Annotated in this window: 19 protein-coding genes and 1 tRNA gene; 10 read left to right on the top strand and 10 right to left on the bottom strand. The window is 62.9% G+C overall.

What is annotated here, in order from left to right; all coding sequences use genetic code 11:
• Positions 1-11 precede the first annotated feature (11 nt).
• Complete coding sequence (locus tag D3872_RS17375; RefSeq protein ID WP_119811982.1) at positions 12-410, bottom strand: barstar family protein; 399 nt, start codon at positions 408-410, stop codon at positions 12-14.
• 381 nt (positions 411-791) lie between these two features.
• Here D3872_RS17375 and D3872_RS17380 point away from each other — a divergent pair, with 381 nt between their 5' ends.
• The 4 genes from D3872_RS17380 to D3872_RS17395 all read left to right on the top strand — a co-directional run bounded on the left by D3872_RS17380 (position 792) and on the right by D3872_RS17395 (position 4,258).
• Positions 792-1,322: a glycine zipper 2TM domain-containing protein gene (locus D3872_RS17380; RefSeq protein ID WP_119811983.1), complete on the top strand. Its 531-nt coding sequence runs from the start codon at positions 792-794 to the stop codon at positions 1,320-1,322.
• A 158-nt stretch (positions 1,323-1,480) separates the two neighbouring features.
• On the top strand, positions 1,481-2,263 hold the full coding sequence (locus D3872_RS17385) for a spermine/spermidine synthase domain-containing protein (protein ID WP_119811984.1): 783 nt from the start codon (positions 1,481-1,483) through the stop codon (positions 2,261-2,263).
• Between the two features lie 29 nt (positions 2,264-2,292).
• Positions 2,293-4,116: a type IV pilus assembly ATPase TfpB gene (gene tfpB / locus D3872_RS17390; protein WP_119811985.1), complete on the top strand. Its 1,824-nt coding sequence runs from the start codon at positions 2,293-2,295 to the stop codon at positions 4,114-4,116.
• A gap of 66 nt (positions 4,117-4,182) precedes the next feature.
• A tRNA-Lys gene (locus tag D3872_RS17395) sits at positions 4,183-4,258 on the top strand.
• 193 nt (positions 4,259-4,451) lie between these two features.
• On the opposite strand, the gene D3872_RS17400 is transcribed toward D3872_RS17395, so the two are convergent.
• Positions 4,452-4,745 (bottom strand): BrnA antitoxin family protein, encoded by a 294-nt coding sequence (locus tag D3872_RS17400; RefSeq protein ID WP_119811986.1) that lies wholly within the window; start codon positions 4,743-4,745, stop codon positions 4,452-4,454.
• A complete protein-coding gene (locus tag D3872_RS17405; protein ID WP_119811987.1) occupies positions 4,705-4,977 on the bottom strand; it encodes a BrnT family toxin in 273 nt (90 codons plus the stop codon). Before D3872_RS17405 ends, D3872_RS17400 begins: the two co-directional genes overlap by 41 nt.
• A gap of 133 nt (positions 4,978-5,110) precedes the next feature.
• On the opposite strand from D3872_RS17405, the gene D3872_RS17410 reads away from it, so the two are divergent.
• From D3872_RS17410 to D3872_RS17430, 5 genes are all read left to right on the top strand, one after another.
• Entirely contained in the window at positions 5,111-5,440 is a 330-nt protein-coding gene (locus D3872_RS17410) for a hypothetical protein (RefSeq protein WP_119811988.1), read from the top strand.
• Between the two features lie 202 nt (positions 5,441-5,642).
• The gene (locus D3872_RS17415) at positions 5,643-6,083 is read left to right on the top strand and encodes a hypothetical protein (RefSeq protein WP_119811989.1); all 441 of its coding nucleotides are present in this window, start codon (positions 5,643-5,645) and stop codon (positions 6,081-6,083) included.
• An 84-nt stretch (positions 6,084-6,167) separates the two neighbouring features.
• Entirely contained in the window at positions 6,168-6,950 is a 783-nt protein-coding gene (locus D3872_RS17420) for a YdcF family protein (protein WP_119811990.1), read from the top strand.
• A gap of 8 nt (positions 6,951-6,958) precedes the next feature.
• A complete protein-coding gene (locus D3872_RS17425; protein WP_119811991.1) occupies positions 6,959-8,389 on the top strand; it encodes a right-handed parallel beta-helix repeat-containing protein in 1,431 nt (476 codons plus the stop codon).
• 73 nt (positions 8,390-8,462) lie between these two features.
• On the top strand, positions 8,463-10,175 hold the full coding sequence (locus tag D3872_RS17430) for an FKBP-type peptidyl-prolyl cis-trans isomerase (RefSeq protein ID WP_119811992.1): 1,713 nt from the start codon (positions 8,463-8,465) through the stop codon (positions 10,173-10,175).
• Here the strand turns inward: D3872_RS17430 and D3872_RS17435 are convergent.
• From D3872_RS17435 to D3872_RS17460, 6 genes are all read right to left on the bottom strand, one after another.
• A complete protein-coding gene (locus tag D3872_RS17435) occupies positions 10,168-10,932 on the bottom strand; it encodes a slipin family protein (RefSeq protein ID WP_220476955.1) in 765 nt (254 codons plus the stop codon). The genes D3872_RS17430 and D3872_RS17435 overlap by 8 nt on opposite strands.
• The gene (locus D3872_RS17440; protein ID WP_229459381.1) at positions 10,929-12,422 is read right to left on the bottom strand and encodes an NfeD family protein; all 1,494 of its coding nucleotides are present in this window, start codon (positions 12,420-12,422) and stop codon (positions 10,929-10,931) included. The genes D3872_RS17435 and D3872_RS17440 overlap by 4 nt, the downstream gene beginning before the upstream one ends.
• A 161-nt stretch (positions 12,423-12,583) precedes the next feature.
• A complete protein-coding gene (locus D3872_RS17445; RefSeq protein WP_229459382.1) occupies positions 12,584-13,420 on the bottom strand; it encodes an HDOD domain-containing protein in 837 nt (278 codons plus the stop codon).
• A gap of 126 nt (positions 13,421-13,546) precedes the next feature.
• On the bottom strand, positions 13,547-14,506 hold the full coding sequence (locus tag D3872_RS17450; protein ID WP_147373904.1) for a BON domain-containing protein: 960 nt from the start codon (positions 14,504-14,506) through the stop codon (positions 13,547-13,549).
• A gap of 87 nt (positions 14,507-14,593) precedes the next feature.
• Positions 14,594-15,256 (bottom strand): hypothetical protein, encoded by a 663-nt coding sequence (locus tag D3872_RS17455; protein WP_119811994.1) that lies wholly within the window; start codon positions 15,254-15,256, stop codon positions 14,594-14,596.
• Positions 15,249-15,941 (bottom strand): hypothetical protein, encoded by a 693-nt coding sequence (locus D3872_RS17460; protein WP_119811995.1) that lies wholly within the window; start codon positions 15,939-15,941, stop codon positions 15,249-15,251. Before D3872_RS17460 ends, D3872_RS17455 begins: the two co-directional genes overlap by 8 nt.
• A 240-nt stretch (positions 15,942-16,181) precedes the next feature.
• Here D3872_RS17460 and D3872_RS17465 point away from each other — a divergent pair, with 240 nt between their 5' ends.
• Positions 16,182-16,367: a ribbon-helix-helix protein gene (locus tag D3872_RS17465; protein ID WP_119811996.1), complete on the top strand. Its 186-nt coding sequence runs from the start codon at positions 16,182-16,184 to the stop codon at positions 16,365-16,367.
• A 39-nt stretch (positions 16,368-16,406) separates the two neighbouring features.
• Here D3872_RS17465 and D3872_RS17470 read toward each other — a convergent pair.
• Positions 16,407-17,447: SulP family inorganic anion transporter (locus D3872_RS17470; RefSeq protein ID WP_119812012.1), on the bottom strand; the 1,041-nt coding region annotated here is incomplete at its 5' end.

The raw sequence follows: 17,447 nt of genomic DNA on the forward strand, positions 1-17,447 counted from the left end.
GCGATTGAAGCTTATTCGAACGAGTAAAAGACGCGGAACGGGACTTTTTTCTCGGCCCAGTAGTCGGCGGCGTCACGGAAGACGTCGAGCAGGGTTTCGCGCGCTTCCTTGTCGAATTTTTGCGTATTTGGCAATTGCTCAAGCACAACAATGAAGCCTGGCTGCTGGCCGGCCTTGAAGATGGTATCGGTCAGCGACACGCGAAGCGCTTCGAAGTTCTTGCTGGCCTGCTTGGGAAAATGGAAGTTCTCGCCAATGCGCGCACACACTTGCTGTTTGGTCAACGTATCGGCGCAGTGAGCGTACAGAAAGTGCTGCCCCAGGCGAGCGGCCTCCTCCTGCAGCTCCGTCACACGGAACGCACGAATGGACTGCACTAGGTTGGGCGGCACTGTTATAAACAAACTCATTTTTCCCTCAAGTCGACCTGATGAACGGGGTGTTTTTTCTTGTATTGAATGCTGATGCGCTACGCGCTCGCTGCTGCGATCGCTTGTCTCCTTGGTTGGTTGCCACGCGCCAATATATCCCTGAATCATATAAGGGTAACGTTTTGTGGTAGTTGAATCAACCCGAATGTGATCACGGACGCAAGATTTGTGAAAATATGGAATGTATTGGCTTAAAAGAAGTCTGATTTCAGCGATATCCTCGAAATGGGCGTCGATCGTGGCGTCTTATCGTGCTGTTACATTTTGTTGCCACATGGATCATGGATGAACCCTGCGCAGTATTAATATGAGAACTGGGTCAGTAACCATGCAGTCCAACGAATACAAGCGAGGTTCAAAATGAACGCACAAGCAAAATTGATGATCGCCGCGATGGGCGTTTGCGCCCTCCCGCTGGCCCAGGCGCAGGTAGCCGAGTTTGAAGATTTTGGCCACGTCACCCGTGTCCAGCCGCGCGTCGAACGCTACAGCCAGCCGCGCCAGGAATGCCGTACCGAATACGTGCAGGTACCGGTAGCGCAGCAACCGCAGCGCAGCGCCGGCGGCGCCATCCTTGGCGCGCTGGCGGGCGGCGTGATCGGCAACCAGGTTGGCGGCGGCTCGGGCCGTGCGGCAGCGACCGCGGCCGGCGTGCTGGCCGGCGCCGCGATTGGCGACCAGGTGTCGAACGCCAACCGTGCGGCGCCGCCTCCGGGTTATCAGGAACAAGCCGTGCGTCAATGCCGCACCGTGGATTCGTTCGAATCCCGCAATGTGGGCTACGACGTGACTTACGATTACCGTGGCCGCACTTATACGACCTTAATGCCGCGCGATCCGGGCAACCGTGTGCGCCTGCGCGTTTCGGTCGAGCCGGACGAGCGCCAGTAATAAGTTAGCAACCCGTAGGGCGGATAAGCGGAGCGCATCCGCCAAATGCATGCGATATCGTGACGCGTGCGTTTGGCGGATGCGCTTTCGCTTATCCGCCCTACGTTTTTCTGGATACGCGCACACGATATAATGCGCCCACTCAACCAGGCCGCATCATGCTCATCAAACGCAAATCCATCGAACAAGCCGAATCGTCCCGCAAGCCCGCGCGCAAACCAAAATTTGCACCTGTCACCCTATCCGAACAGGACGGCGTCCGCTACCTCCACTTCGGCACCGAATGGGTTCAAGGCGCGATGCGCATCCGCAAGCCCGACTGGCCTGAACTCGAATACGCGCAGCAAATGATGGCCTGGACGCTGTTCATCAAAGAACCGCGCAACATCGCCCAGCTCGGCCTCGGCACTGCCACCCTCACCAAGTTCTGCTATCGCCAGTTCCCCGACGCGAACGTCACCGCCGTCGAACTGAACGACGCCGTCATCAACATCTGCGCGTCGATGTTCAAGCTGCCGGCGAACGATGAGCGCCTGAACGTGGTCGAAATGGATGCGATGGACTTCGTCAACGACGATGCCAACCACGGCGCCTTCGACGTACTGCAATGCGACCTGTACGACGCCACCGCGCGCGGCCCAGTGCTCGACACGCCCGAGTTCTACCAGGCCTGCAACGCCTGCCTGGCCGACGGCGGTATCATGACGGTCAACCTGTTTGGCGACCACCCGAGCTTCGCGAAAAACTTCAAGGCGATGAAGTTCGCCTTCGCTCATGTAATTTGCCTGCCTGAAGTGCATGATGGTAATGTTGTCGCGATCTGCTTCCGCGACCGCCCGGCTCTCGACATCGAGGCGCTGCAGGCGCGTGCCGCGGAGATCGTCGCCGCGACCAAGCTGCCCGCCAAATCGTGGGTCAAGGGCATCCAGTCAGCAGAATAACCAACCGCAGCGCCCGCAGGAGGAACGGCTTGAACGCAGATGTGAAACCAGCAGCGCCAAAACCGGCGGCGGCCCAGCCAAGGGCTCCCCGCTCGCTCGACCTCCAGACGATTTTTTCGTGGCTGCTTGCCGACGGCATCGTCGAAAAAGCCAACGTCAAAACCAACTTCACCCAGGCCCAGGCCATCCTGAAAAACGCGGTCGGCTCGATGCACCCGCTATCGGCCGCGGCCCAGTGCAAGCTGATCTCCGCGCAACCGCCGCACCGCCTGATGACGCTCGACCTGCTGACGGAATACGCCGCCAGCAAAGTCGGCCTGCCGTTCGTGCGCATCGACCCACTGAAGATCGACTTCACCAAAGTGGCGGACGTAATGTCCGCCAGCTACGCGGCGCGCTTCAACATCCTGCCGCTGGAACTCACCGGCACCACGCTGACGGTGGCCACGGCCGACCCGTTCTCGCACGAATGGGAAGCCGAGATTGCCAAGATCTCGCGCCGCAAGATCCAGCTGGCGATGGCCAACCCGCTCGACATCGCGCAGTACATTTCGCAGTTCTTCAGCCTGGCCAAATCGATCAAGGACGCCAACAAGTCGACCGGCCAGGACGTCGCGCTGCGCAACAACTTCGAGCAGCTGGTTGAACTGGGCAAGTCGAACAAGCAGGTCGATGCCAACGACCAGCACATCGTCAACATCGTCGATTGGCTGTGGCAGTACGCGTTCGAACAGCGCGCCTCGGACATCCACCTGGAACCGAAGCGCGACATGGCCGTCATCCGCTTCCGCATCGACGGCGTGCTGCACCAGGTGTACCAGGTGCCGGCGGTGGTGATGATCGCGATGACCGCGCGCATCAAGCTGCTCGGACGCATGGACGTGATCGAAAAGCGGCGCCCGCAGGATGGCCGCATCAAGACGCGCACCAGCGGCGGCCAGGAAGTGGAGCTGCGCCTGTCGACGATGCCAACCGCGTTCGGCGAAAAGCTGGTGATGCGTATCTTCGACCCCGAAGTGGTGGTCAAGACGCTGCCGGAACTCGGTTTCCCGCTCGACGACGCGCGCCGCTGGGACGAACTGACCGCCAAGCCGCACGGCATCATCCTCGTCACCGGTCCTACCGGTTCGGGCAAGACGACCACGCTGTACACCACGCTCAAGGCGCTGGCCACGTCCGAAGTGAACGTGTGTACGGTGGAAGACCCGATCGAGATGGTGGAAGCATCGTTCAACCAGATGCAGATACAGCCCGGCATCGACCTGTCGTTCGCTGACGGCGTGAAGGCGTTGATGCGGCAGGACCCGGACATCATCATGGTCGGCGAGATCCGCGACCTCGGCACCGCCGAAATGGCGATCCAGGCCGCGCTGACCGGTCACCTTGTGCTGTCGACGCTGCACACAAACGACGCGCCGTCTGCCGTGATGCGGCTGCTGGAACTTGGCGTGCCCTACTACCTGCTGGAGGCGACGCTGGTCGGCATCATGGCGCAGCGACTGGTGCGTACGCTGTGCCCGCACTGCAAGGCGCTCGATGGCGAGATCAGCGACGAGGTGTGGCAAAGCATCGGCGGCTCGTGGAACATCCAGAAGCCGTCGCCGATGTACCGCCCGATCGGCTGCCCGGAATGCCGGCAGACCGGCTATCGTGGCCGTACCGGCATCTACGAGCTGCTGACGATCACCGAAGACTTCACCAAGCGCATCAGCGAAGAAACCGACCTGATCGCACTGCGCCAGCAAAGCGTGGCCGACGGCATGAAGCCGCTGCGCATCGCGGGCGCGTACAAGATCATCGAAGGGGTAACCACGGCGGACGAAGTATTGAAGGTGACGGCGGCACTGACCTGATTTTTGGACAGTCCGCAGAAATACCCTAGCGCAATCACGAATCGCAGGCTATAATGCTGCCTCTTCGGGTCGTTAGCTCAGCTGGTAGAGCAGCGGACTTTTAATCCGTTGGTCGCAGGTTCGAATCCCGCACGGCCTACCACGAATACAGAAGTAAGCAAATGAAGCAGTTACGAGTGATCGTGACTGCTTTTTTGTTTTGGGGCGCTGATAGGTTTTTTATCGCGTGATCAGCGGCCAAAACTACATCCCGCCTCTAAACTCGTCGTTCCCGGGATGGGTGCCTCGCCACTTCCAGTCGACTGCACCCGCACCTCTTCTGGCAACGTTGCATCTCAACGTGACTTCAGCCACTCCCTAAGAACATCGTTCATGCGCGTTTGCCAGCCAGCGCCAGTAGCTTTGAAAGCCTCCAGCACGTCGGCATCAAACCGGATCGTTGTGCTGACCTTGGTCCCGCTGCCTATCGGACGCCCGCGCCGCTTTCCTAACTCTGCGCACGCTTCCTCGCGCGATACGATCTTCTCGCCGACTCTCCATTCGCCTTTCTCAAAAAATTCGTCTGTCAGCTCGGGAGCATCGTCAGGGTCAACCCAAGGCTCTTTCGAATTCGGCGATTTCACGTTCATTTGCTTTCCTCATGCTAATGATTCTTCGCGTCCCGCCACGCGGTGTCCACACGACGACTATGACCCGATCGTCCAACAAGCCGACAGTCATACGCCGGGGCTCGCCATAGTCCCGGCGGTCGTCGTCAAGCGTCATGGTTACACCTGCGAAAACTTCGTTCGCACGTGCGAAATCCAAACCTCTTTCAATAAGTGCCTTGGCACGTTTTGCCGGATCGAAGCTAAGCTTCATTGATTATTGTAGTAACAGAAATAGGATGTGCCAGTGTTTTGTGCACTTGCACCTTACTACCGTTCCTTTTCTACACCTCACGATAGATCAAGATTGGTTGACGCTTGCCAAGGCCGAGACCTAGATTGCTCCAATGCAAAAATCAAACGTCGAGCCATCCTCAGCTTTCAACGATCCCATTGCCCTGTCCGACTACGCTGAAAAAACTCGGCGCCTCGTCCCGGGCTGGTCCGACCTGCAAAAAATGACGGCTTTGCTGGTCGCCGAGCGAGCGCAGGAACAAGCCAGCGTCCTCGTCGTCGGAGCAGGTGGTGTCGAATTGGCAGCCTTGGCGGAAACGTCACCACAATGGCATTTCGTGGGTGTCGATCAGGCGGCCCAGGTGGTCACCCGCTTCCTGCGCGACCGCCGGATCCTGGCCCGCACCAAGGCCTTCCGCGCGAGTGCGATCGGCCTCGCTTGAGCGATCAAAGCATTGTTCGACTTATACGTTTTTCCGACCTATATTGCATGTAAGCGGGGCCGCGGTTTGATGGTCCCGCTGGCGAGCAATATACTATGCAATAACTGACGAACCAGCGTCCCCGGCCGCCAACAGTCAGTCACCCCGCTCGTCGAGTGGCTTTGCGTCGACGGCCTCCAGGCAACGGTTCAGGAGGTGCGTCATGAAACGCTTATTATTCCTGTCCGGCTTCGCCGCCGCCATGGCATTCAGCCCAGTGGCCCTGGCCCAATCCGACATCAGCAAAGTCACCATTCCACGCGTTCCCGAAACGATCGAGCTTCCGGCCAAGTACAGCAGGATCTGGGCCGGTGAATTCGAGACGCTGCTGGGTTCATACGATCTGTCGAATGGCGATACCCTTACCCTGACCAAACGGGTCAACCGCAAATACATCCAGGTAGGCGACATGCCGAAAGCCGAGGTGGTCGCGGTCAATGACTATGACTTCGTCGCTCTCGACAAACGCTACCGTGTGGTGCTGCAGGAACCAATGTTCGGCGATGTCACCGGCTACCTGCTGATCGACCGCAGCAAGACGATGTCGCGCGACCTGTCCTCGATCGAACCGCAGATCCAGTCCTACGGATTCGCTGCACGATAACAACTGGAAGGAAGTATTACGAATTACGACAATTCATTGCAATTGATTTCGCAGGAGAACTACGTTGCCATTTAAAATGGCAACATGAATATTGATCTGCTTGTTTCCGCGCTAACCCACGTCATCCTGCTTCCGCCGGTATGCCTGGTATTGGGGATCGCGGCCGGCATGCTGCTACGGCGCTGGAAACCGCGCGCGGGGCGCATGCTGGCGGTGGCCAGCGCATCCATCCTCCTGGTGCTCAGTACGGTAGCCGGGGCGCGGATGCTGATGTGGCCGCTGCTGGAACATGCGCCCGTGCTCGCCACCGGCGACACCGGCGGCGCCGGCGCCATCGTGGTGCTGGCCGCTGGCCGCATCGAACACGCCCCCGAGTACGGCGGGCGGGACGTTCCCGACCTGACCACCCTGGCGCGCCTGCGCTATGGCGCCCACCTTCAGCACCTGACCGGCTTGCCGCTTCTTGTCACCGGCGGCAACGCCTCGCCCGACGGCGTCCACGAAGCGAAAGCCCAGACCATGGCGCGGGTCCTGCGCGACGACTTCCGCACGCCGGTGGCGTGGGTGGAAGCTGCCTCGGAAACGACCGCGCAAAACGCCTCGCGCTCCGCCAGGATTTTGAAAGACAACAAGGTCGGCCGCATCCTGCTGGTGACCGACGCCCTGCACATGGCGCGCGCCGCGCGTGTGTTTGCCGCCACCGGCCTCGAGGTGGTCCCGGCGCCCACCATGTTCCACGGCGCCGGCAAACTGGCGGCGCTCGACTTCATTCCAAGTGCGGCCGGACTGCACATGTCCTGGTACGCCAGCTACGAGCTCGCCGGCCTGGCCTGGTACCGGCTGCGCGAACTCACACGTCCCGATTAAGAACGCACATGCAAAAGAAACGACGGACTTCACCGTTCAAGAAAATCCTGTTCACCTTGCTGACCCTGGTGCTGCTGTCCGCCGGCGGCGTCGCCTGGTTCCTGGAAAGCGCCGCGGTGCCGCCACGCCAGATGGGGCCCTACATCGAACGGCGCGCCTCCGGGCACCGTTTCGACCAGCTGGGCGTGCTGGCGGCGCGCAAGCTCGACGACCTCGACCGCGGCGCCGGCATGGGCGACCTGCCGCCGCTGCGCATCGGCGCCCAGGCCGATGCCGTGGCGCCCGCCAGGCCTGGCCAGGTGGTGATGGTGACCACGCCGGACGCCGCGGTCAAGGCCATCGAAAAGGCCCATCCGGGCGATATCGTCACCTTCGCGCCCGGCGTCTACCTGTTCAGCGGCCGCCCCTACATCGCGACCAGCAGCGCCGAGGGCGTGACGGTACGCGCCGAGCGTGCCGGCACGGTGCGCATCGAACTGGCGATCACCGAAGGCTTCCTGGTCACTTCGTCCGGCTGGACCTTCGAGAACCTGCACATCCGCGGCGCCTGCGCCGCGCAGGAGGCCTGCGACCATGCCTTCCACGTGGTCGGCCGCGGCAAGGGCTTCGTCGCGCGCAACAACACCATCACCGATTTCAACGCCCACTTCAAAATCAACGGCAACGCCGGATCCTTCCCGGACGACGGCCTCATCGAGAACAATACGATCAGCAACAGCAGCGTGCGCGCGACCGGCACGGCGGTAACGCCGATCGACCTGGTCGCCGCCAGCAACTGGACGGTGCGCGGCAACCTGATCACCGACTTCATCAAGCGCGGCGGCGACCGCATCAGCTACGGCGGATTCTTCAAGGGCGGCGGCAGCGGCAACAGCTTCACGCGCAACGTCGTCATCTGCGAAAACCTGCTGCACGGCGCCAGGGGCCAGAGGGTCGGCCTGTCGCTTGGCGGCGGGGGCAGCGGTCCCGAGTTCTGCCGCGACAAACGCTGCCTGACCGAACAGGATCGCGGCGTGATCGAAGCGAACCTGATCGCGTCGTGCTCGGACGAGGGCATCTACCTGAACCGCTCCGCCGCCAGCACAGTCACCCACAATACCTTGCTCGACACGGCCGGCATGTCGGCGCGCTGGCCCGAGAGCACCGCCGACGTGCACGGCAACATCGTGGACGGCCGCATCAACGCGCGCGACGGCGCCCTGCTGCGCGCCAGCGACAACCTGGACACCGGCGTCACCCGCCTGTTCACCGGAGCCCACCCCTTGCGCGACCTGTACGCCGCTCCCCAGCGTCTCGACCTGCGCTGGAGCGAGCAGGCGCCGCGCCGCGACAAGGCTGGCGCCGATGAAAAGGCGGCAAGCGACCTGTGCGGCACGGCGCGGCCCGCCACGCCGGCCTATGGGGCCTTCGAAGACTTTTCCGCATGCCTGTTGAAATAGGCATGGATTTCACGACCGGCGGTTTTGCCCCGGTATAATTTTTCGACTTTATTTTTGCCAAGGTAAGCCTGACATGACCAAACCGATCAAATACGCCGCCCTCTGTTCGCTGTCGCTGCTGCTGGCGGCCTGCGGAAGCGACAGCGCCACCGATGCGCCGGCCACCACCGCGACCGCGTCGCGCGTGTCCGCGCAAACCAGCCAGGTCGAGGTCAGCGCTTACCACGACGTGGTGCAGCGCATCTACGTGGGCTACTTCGGCCGTCCGGCCGACGCCGGCGGCCTGGCCTTCTTCGCCGGGCGCTTCCGCGACCTCGGTGCGCCGACCAACATCGCCGACATGAGCATCGCCTACGGTAACAACGCCGACATCCGCGCCCTGATCGACGTGTTCGGCACCAGCGCCGAATCGCAGGCGCTGTATGCGGGCGACAACAGCGTCTTCATCGACGCCATCTACAGCAACCTGTTCGGCCGCGCCGCGGACCAGGTAGGCAAGGACTTCTGGACCGACGCGATCAACAAGGCCACGTCACGCGGGCCCGCGCCGCGATCCAGATCATGTCCGGCGCGCAGGGCACCGACGCCGACATCGTCGCCAAGAAGGCTGTGGTGGCGGGCAGCTTCACCACCTCGCTCAACTCGCCGCAGCGTTCGCTGGCCTACGACGGCCTGGCCGCCAACGTCATCGTGCGCAACCTGCTCGGCTCGGTGGGCTGTCCACCGACACCGCCGCCTTCCAGGGCAGCATCGATTCCACCTTGGGCACGCTGGTGGCCCAGCTTGGCGCGCAGGGCTTCTACGCCGGCCGCCTGACCGGCAACGGCAACCTGTACAACTCACTGGTACTGGAAAACGGCCAGTACTGGGCCTTCTACGCCAGCGGCGGCGCCACCGTCGTGACGCCGACCTCCTTCCTGCAGGGCCAGGGCAACTCCAACAGCGGCGTATTCGCCGCGCCCGACACCAAGGACTTCGGCCCGGCCCCGCATCGGCGGCCGCCGTCAGCTCCCAGTATTCGCCGCTGGCCAGCCTCAACGGCTCGATCACGGTTGGCGGCAGTTCCATTCCCTTCACCAGCACCGGTTTCCCGGAAAGCGGCTATGTGTACAACACGCCGGCCAGGCTGTCCGAGGTGGCGGGCAGCTACCGCATGAGCGGCACGCTGGGCGTGCACAATACGACGATTGCCGCGGACGGCAGCTTCAACGCGTCCCTCGGCGCGTGTAACTATTCGGGCCGGCTGACGCCGCGCGCCTCGGGCAAGAACGTGTTCGACGCCAGCTGGACCTTCGGCGCCGGCACCTGCCCGCTGTCGGGCCAGACCGGCACCGGCGTGGCGCTCAGCTACATCCCGGTCGCTGGCGGCACGCGCCTGGTGACCATCGCCGTGACCAATGCCGCGCGCACCACCGGCACCATCATGGCCAGCCTGCCGCCGGCGCTGGCAGCGCTGGGCGTCACCGACACCGTCGCCGGCGCAGGCGCCGAAGCGACGAACGGCAAGGTGCTCACCGTGAACTACACCGGCTGGCTGTATAACCCCTACGCCGCGGACAAGCACGGCGCGCAGTTCGACACCTCGATCGGCAAGACCCCGTTTGTCTTCAGGCTCGGTAACGGCAACGTGATCAAGGGCTGGGACCAGGGCATGGTCGGCATGAAGGTGGGCGGCAAGCGTATCCTGGCGATCCCGTCGTCGCTGGGCTATGGCGCCATGGGCAGCGGCTCGATCCCGCCGAACTCGGACCTGATCTTCGAAGTCGAGCTGATCAGCGTCAACTAGTCCCCTTCCTCCCGGCGATGGTGTCGAACAGGTCTATCGGCATCGGAAACACCACCGTCGAGGTCTTGTCGCTGGCCAGCGTGGTCAGGGTTTGCATGTAGCGCAGCTGCATCGCCCCGGCCTGCTGGGACAGCACCTGGGCTGCCTGCATCAGTTTCTCCGATGCCTGCAGCTCGCCTTCAGCATGGATCACCTTTGCGCGCCGTTCGCGCTCGGCCTCGGCCTGGCGCGCGATGGCGCGGATCATCGACTCGTCCAGGTCGACATGCTTGATCTCCACGTTGGCCACCTTGATGCCCCAGGCGTCGGTCTGGGCGTCGAGCACCTGCTGGATGTCGATGTTGAGGCGTTCGCGCTCGGCCAGCATGTCGTCCAGCTCGTGCTTGCCCAGCACCGAGCGCAGGGTGGTCTGCGCCAGCTGGCTGGTCGCCTCCAGGAAGTTGGCCACCTGGATGATGGCGCGCGCCGGATCGATGACGCGGAAGTACAGCACCGCATTCACCTTGACCGACACGTTGTCGCGCGAGATCACGTCCTGGGTCGGTACGTCCAGCACGATGGTGCGCAGGTCGACCCGCACCATTTGCTGCACCACCGGGATCAGGAGGATCAGCCCCGGCCCCTTGACGCGCCAGAAGCGTCCCAGCTGGAACACCACGCCGCGCTCGTACTCGCGCAGGATGCGCACCGACATCGCGAACAACGCCGCCACGAGCATCACCAGCAATCCCGCGCCGAATCCGATTTCAAGAATCATGATCGTTCTCCCTGTTGTTGGTAGTCCACCGGCGTCACCATGAGCAGCGGCCCGCTGCGCCCCACCACCTTCACCTTTTGCCCGCGCATCAAAGGCGCCGCGCTGGCGACGCGCCAGGTTTCGCCACCGACGTTGGCCCACCCTTCGCCGCCGATGCTCGCGTCCAGCATCTCGGCCACTTCGCCAAGCAGTGCCGACGGCCCCCCCGCCACTGCACGCCTTCGCGTTCGCAGCGCCACGCCGGCCGTCGCGGCGATCAGGATCGCGCTCGTCACCGCCACCGCCGCCACCAGCCCGACCGGGATGCCGTAGTCGGGCAGGTCCGTGTCGATCAGCATCAGCGCACCCGCCACGAAGGCCACCACGCCGCCAAGGCCAAGCACGCCGAAGCTGGGCAGGAAGGCCTCGCCCACCATGAACGCGAGGCCGAGCATGATGAAAGCCAGGCCGGCGTAATTAACGGGAAGTAGCTGCAAGCCATACAGGCCGAGCAGCAGGCAGAGCGCGCCGATGACGCCCGGCGCCACCGCGCCCGGGCTCATGAATTCGAACAGCATGCCGTAGATACCCAGCGTCATGAGGAGCAGCGCGATGCTGGGATTGGTCAGTACCGACAGCACCCGCGTGCGCCAGTCGGGCTGGGCCGCTTCGACCGGCGCGCCACGCGTGGCGAGCTTCACTTCACGGCCAAGCACGGTCAGGACGCGGCCATCGACTTGCGCGGCGAGCGCCGGCAGGTCGGACGCCACCAGGTCGATCACCTTGAGCTTGAGCGCATCGTCCGCGGACAGGCTGAGCGACTCGCGCACCGAGCGCTCGGCCCATTCGGCATTGCGCCCACGCATTTGCGCCAGGCCGCGCAGGTAGGCGGCGGCGTCGTTGAGATGCTTGCGTTCCATCGCCCCGCCGCCGGCCGGCTCCTTCTTGTCGGCGCCCTCCTTGTCGGCCGGCGCGGAAGGGCCGGGTACGGGACTGCCGGGGCCACCCGGGCCGCCCGGACCGATGCCGACCTGCACCGGCGTGGCCGCGCCGATGTTGGTTCCCGGCGCCATGGCCGCGATATGGCTGGCGTAGACGATGTAGGTACCCGCGCTCGCAGCGCGCGCGCCGCCGGGGGCGACGTAGCTTGCCACCGGCAGCGACGAATTGAGGATAGCCTTGATGATGTCGCGCATGGCGGTGTCGAGGCCGCCGGGCGTATCGATCCGGAGGATGACAAGCTGTTTGCCGTCGCGCGCCGCGCGTGCGATGCCGCGTACCACGTAGTCGGCGTTGGCCGGGCCGATGGCGCCGTCGATCGTCAGCACGGCGATGGGTGGGGCCGCCGTCGGTCGGGCCGCCGTCGACTGGGCCGCGATCGGCGGGGCTGCCGTCGGCGGGGCGGCGCTCGGCTGCGCGGCATTCGCTGCAGGTATGCAAATGAGCATCAGCAGGACAGCAGCCAACGCGCGCAGCATGGCCGCCGCGTGCTCGCCAGAATGTCGGAACATAGGCCCCTCCCGTGAAGCAACGCATGCCCCACTGTCCGGTTGGCAGCCGGGCCGGAAATCAGGTTCCGGACGGGGCTACCGGCGCCGGCCAGTGGTCGGGTTACCGTCGTTGCCCGGCAGGGGGCAACGAATACATTGTAGTCAGCTTGAGCCGGGTTTGCTTAGACCAGCAGCGCCGCACTCATCGATTTCACCTCGTCGGCCGATTCCTTGAGAATGCTGGCCAGCGTCTCGCCGTCGAGCACGAAATCGAGCACGGAATCCTCATGGCTCGGCAGCTCCTTGGGGGGCGCGGACAGCGGCGAGTGCACCGGCGAAAACTGGTTGGCCAGCACCAGTGTGTCGAGCAAGGTGCTCGGCGGCATGCTGATCCAGGCGCCGCGCAGCCCTTCGATGGCGGTGCGCACGGGTTCGGGCACTGCCAGCTTTTTCAGGACCTCACGGCTGACGACTTCTTCGCACAACTCCGACCATTTTTCGGGATCCTCTTCCAACAGGCCCGGGAATTCGTCGGCGCGCGACAGCAGGTAGAAGCCGCCCACTTCGTGCATGATGGCAGCGAACATCGCGGTATCCGGGTTGACGAAGGTAACGCGGCGCGCGAGCACCTGTGCCAGCGCGGCAACGTGCGCCGTGTGCTGCCACAACTGCTCGGCCTTGGCGCGGATGGCGGGGTCGACGATCCGGCTGCCGAACTGGCGCACGACCAGGCCCGCCACCAGCGTCTGCAGGGCGCGGTAGCCGACCCGCATCACGGCAGCGCGGGCATTGGTGATCGGCGTGTCGCTGCTGTTGTACGCGGCCGAATTGGCAAGCGCAACGGTACGTGCGGCAAGCTGAGGCTCGGACAGCACGAGTTTGATGGCATCCTCGATATGGCAATCGGGATTATCGAGGGCAAGCTGCAGGCGCAGGGCGGCGTTCACGCTGGTGGGGAAGGTCATTTCCCCGCGCGCGGCCTGGGCGGCAATGTAGCCAAAGGCTTCTAGTCTGTTCACGGCAAAAATTATAACCCGCCATGCCAATGCTGCCCCACAATCCCGCCGCTGTTCCGCGCTGCATTGGCCCGGCCGTAAAAAGGGAAGCCGGTACCAAGCGGCCTCCCTTGCGATGCTCAGGCCAAATTACTTGACCTTGATCGAACTCTTGACGCTGGTAACGCCCTTGACCTCCTTGGCCAGGCGCACCGCCCTGTCGGCGTCGGCCTTCGAGTCGACGAAGCCGCTCAGCATCACGACGCCGTTCTCGGTCTCGACGTGGATCGACATCGCGCTCAGGTCCGGCTCCCTGACCAGGTCGGCCTTGATCTTGGTGGTGATTACCGCATCGGCAACGTTCTCCTTGGTCTTGGCGGCGATATTTCTCGTCGTGGAGGCAACCACGTCGCCGGCGCGCTCGGTCTTGCTGGCGGCTGTATCGGCCATGCGCTCGGTACGGTCGGCAGCGCGTTCAGCGGCGCTTTCGGTACGCTGCGCAACGGTGCTGGTAGCGGCCGCTGCGCGGTCGGTTGCGAGGTCGGTACGGTCGGCGATGGTTTTGCCTTCATGCGTGATCAGGCACCCCGTGGTCGGCTGGCCGCCGACCTGCGCGCACTTGTCGACGGCGGCGGCTTTGGCCGGATCGCGCGTATCGGTGCCGGTGACCGGGCTGGCCCGGCTGGTGCTGGCGACGGCCATGTTGCGGTCGGCCTTGGCATCGGCCAGCGCTGCGGTGTGGACCGAGCGCGCGGTGCTCTTGCAGCTGTCTTTTTCCGCACCGCTCATGTCGGCGCACTTGGTCTTGGCCAGCGAATAGTCGGCGTCGGCCAGCGAAGTGCGGGCCTTGGTGCGGTCTTTCTTGGTGTCCTTGTACTGGGCGACGGCGTCGGCTTCGGCGCGCGCGCGGGCAACCTTGGCTTCCTCGACGCAGACCTTGCGCGCGTTGCCGCTCATGCTGGCACAGGTGGAAGTGGCGGCCTTGTAATCGGCCGCAGCCTTTTGCGTCATGTTGCGATATGCGGCCGGATCGCTGGGCGACTCGGCGGCCTGGGCTGCAAAGCTGGTGCCGATCGCAGCAGCCAGCATTGTCGCGGCAAGAGATTTCATGGCGATGTCCCTTCATGTGTATTGTTGGTACATGATTTAACGCTGTAACCAGCGTCCTAATCTGTGCGACAACGTACATTCACTGGACTATCGATACCTCGACATCCTACGCTCGGCGAGCTGGAACACATTGCCGTCGGCGTCAAGCGCTCCATCGGCTCGCGCGGCCTCCAGCCAGGCCAGCGTATCGTGCCTGGGTTTAAGGAAGCGCCGCCGCACGCGCTGTATCTGCTCGACCATGGCATCGAAGCGTTCCGGGTGGTAACGCGCCAGCCAGGCCACCTCGGTCATGTCGGCGAACACCTCTTCGGTGCGGACGCGGCGCGCGAACCAGCTTTGCACCGGCGCGATCCATGCCACGGCCGGCAGCAGCTTCTCGTTATGGGGGTAGCCGTTGAGGCGGCGATAGCAGTGGCCGACCTCATGCATGGCTGCACCCTGCAGGAACAGCTCGAGCAGTTCCGGCGCTATCATCTCGGTTAGCTTAACTGCGGTGGGGTTGTCGCGTGCCGACACCACCAGCGTGCAACGGCCGTTCTCGTTCCACACGCCGATCGGCGTATGGCCTGGCGACAGGCCGGTGCCGCTCATCACTTCAAGGTCGATCACCAGGCCATGCGCCCTGCCGAATTCCACCGCGTGGCGCGCGGCGGCGATCCACTGCTCCTCGGTGGCGACCGCGGCGCAGGCATTGGCGCCTGCCGCGGCGAGGCATAGCGCGGCGAGCGCGTTGCGGAGTATTTTATTCATCGGCGAGCAGGCCGCGGCTCCAGGTGTCGCGGACGCTGTCGAAGGGGCTGGCGGCGGCGTCGAACACACTGGCGTCCTTGGCCAGCCTGACCCATGCCCAGGTATCGTGGGAGGTGCGCACTTCAGGATTCTGGCCGCGCACCGATTCCAGCCAGCCGTACACGCGCGCGTACTCTTTCGGATGGTGATGTTTTGTCCAAGCCAGCGCGACCAGGTCGGCATAGCCTTCCTCGCGGCGGTTTTCGCGCAGGGACTTCGACTCGGCCAGCAGCGCGGCATCGTCGGCATGTTCCTCGCCCACTTCGGTAAAGCCGGCCGGCAGCGTATGCCACACGCCCTGCGCATAGCGCCAGCAGTGGCCTACTTCGTGGGCGGCCATCGCCTCGATCAGCAGCTGCTGGTCGGCTTCGGGGACATTGGCGAGGACAGATTTGGCGTCCGGATTGCCGCGCATCGACAGCACCAGCTTGCAGCGGCCGTCCTTGAAGCCCATGGCAAGCGGGACGTCGCCGGGACGCGCCTTCGGCTGGACGATGATGTCGACGGGGAGGTTGATGCTCCTGGAATACGACAGCACCGGAGCGGCGGCTTTCAGCCAGCGCACTTCCAGTTCGGTGAGGCTGGCCGACGCCGAGGCGCCGGCTGAAATGAGGTAGAGCGAAGCGATCAGGATTTTCTTCAGCATGGTTGGCTCCTAGCACGTCCATACATGCCTATCGTCAATTCTAAAGCGCGCTTTACCCCTTCCATCAACTAAATTTCTGAGCAGAAACAAAACAGCAAACTTGTTGCAATTTCAAGTGCTGAAATAAGCAAGGCGCGTCGCGTTTATCTTTACACAATGTGCAGATGCACGCCTTGCTGCTGACAAGAGCAATATCTGTGTATTATGATAATCGTATTATCATAATGAATTGATTCGGCCATGGAAACCAAAACCGCACGATTGACGATTCTCATCGATCCCGTTAAAAAAAAGGCATTCGAAGAACTCTGCACGCTTCAAGACTTGACCCCGTCGCAAGTGATTCGGCAATTGATTCGGGAGTATCTCGACCGCCACAATATCGACTACGCGACGAAGGCCAAAATCGGTACAACATCAAAATAATGCCGCCTACCGCCGCGGATTCCCTGAGTCTGCGCGATGTTATTCTTTGTCGACAAGAAAGAAATTCTTGCTCGTTTCGATCAATTTGTGCGCCGCGACACTCAGCCTTTTCTTGCGGAGCGCCTTGCCTCCTAGCTCTCTAGCTGCATGACATTGCGCCAGCGCCTGGCTGAAATCATCAACGCAGTTTTCTGGCCCAGCGGTATTGAGCACACCCGCTTTGACAAGCTTGCCTTTCACCCGCTCATTGGCTTCGCACAGCATGACGCGCACACCGCGTTTTTGCAGTGCGCCAATCACTTCTTCCAAGGTCAGCAAGCCCGTCATATCCATGAATGGCACCCTGCGCAGACGCAGTATCAGAACGCGCGGTTCGGTGTGGAACAGTGCGAGCGTACGTTCAAAATTCTCCACCGCGCCAAAGAAAAACGGCCCTTCAATCGAATAGACGAGCACGTCGGCGGGAAGTTTTTCCAAGCCTTGCTTCGCCAATTCCGGCCCCAAATGCTCATCAGTCAACCGCTGCACCTCCACCGACGAGGACATTCTCCGCAAAAATTGAAGCGTCGCCAGAATCACGCCGATATTGACGGCAACCACCAGATCGGCGAAGACCGTCAGCAAGAATGTCATCACCAGAATGGCGGAATCAGCCCGCGGGGCACGCCTTGCCATGAGCGCAAAGTGTTTCACGTCGCTCATGTTATAGGCCACCACGAACAGGATGGCCGCCAGCGCAGCGAGCGGCACGTTCGCCGCCAACGGTGCCAAGACCAGAATGACCAGCACCAGGGTGACGGCATGCATCATGCCGGCCAGCGGACTCGTTCCGCCATTGCGGATATTGGTCGCGGTGCGGGCGATGGCTCCTGTGGCGGCGAAGCCGCCGAAGAATGGCGTGACCATGTTGGCCAATCCCTGACCGACCAATTCCTGGTTCGAGTCATGCTTGGTGCCGGCCATGCCATCGGCGACGACCGCAGACAGCAGTGACTCGATCGCTCCCAGCATGGCGATGGTAAATGCCGGGCCAACCAGTTCGACGATGCGGGACAGGTTCAGCGCCGGCATGGAAAACGC

Source organism: Massilia cavernae, from assembly GCF_003590855.1.
GTDB classification, from domain to species: Bacteria; Pseudomonadota; Gammaproteobacteria; order Burkholderiales; family Burkholderiaceae_D; genus Telluria_A; species Telluria_A cavernae.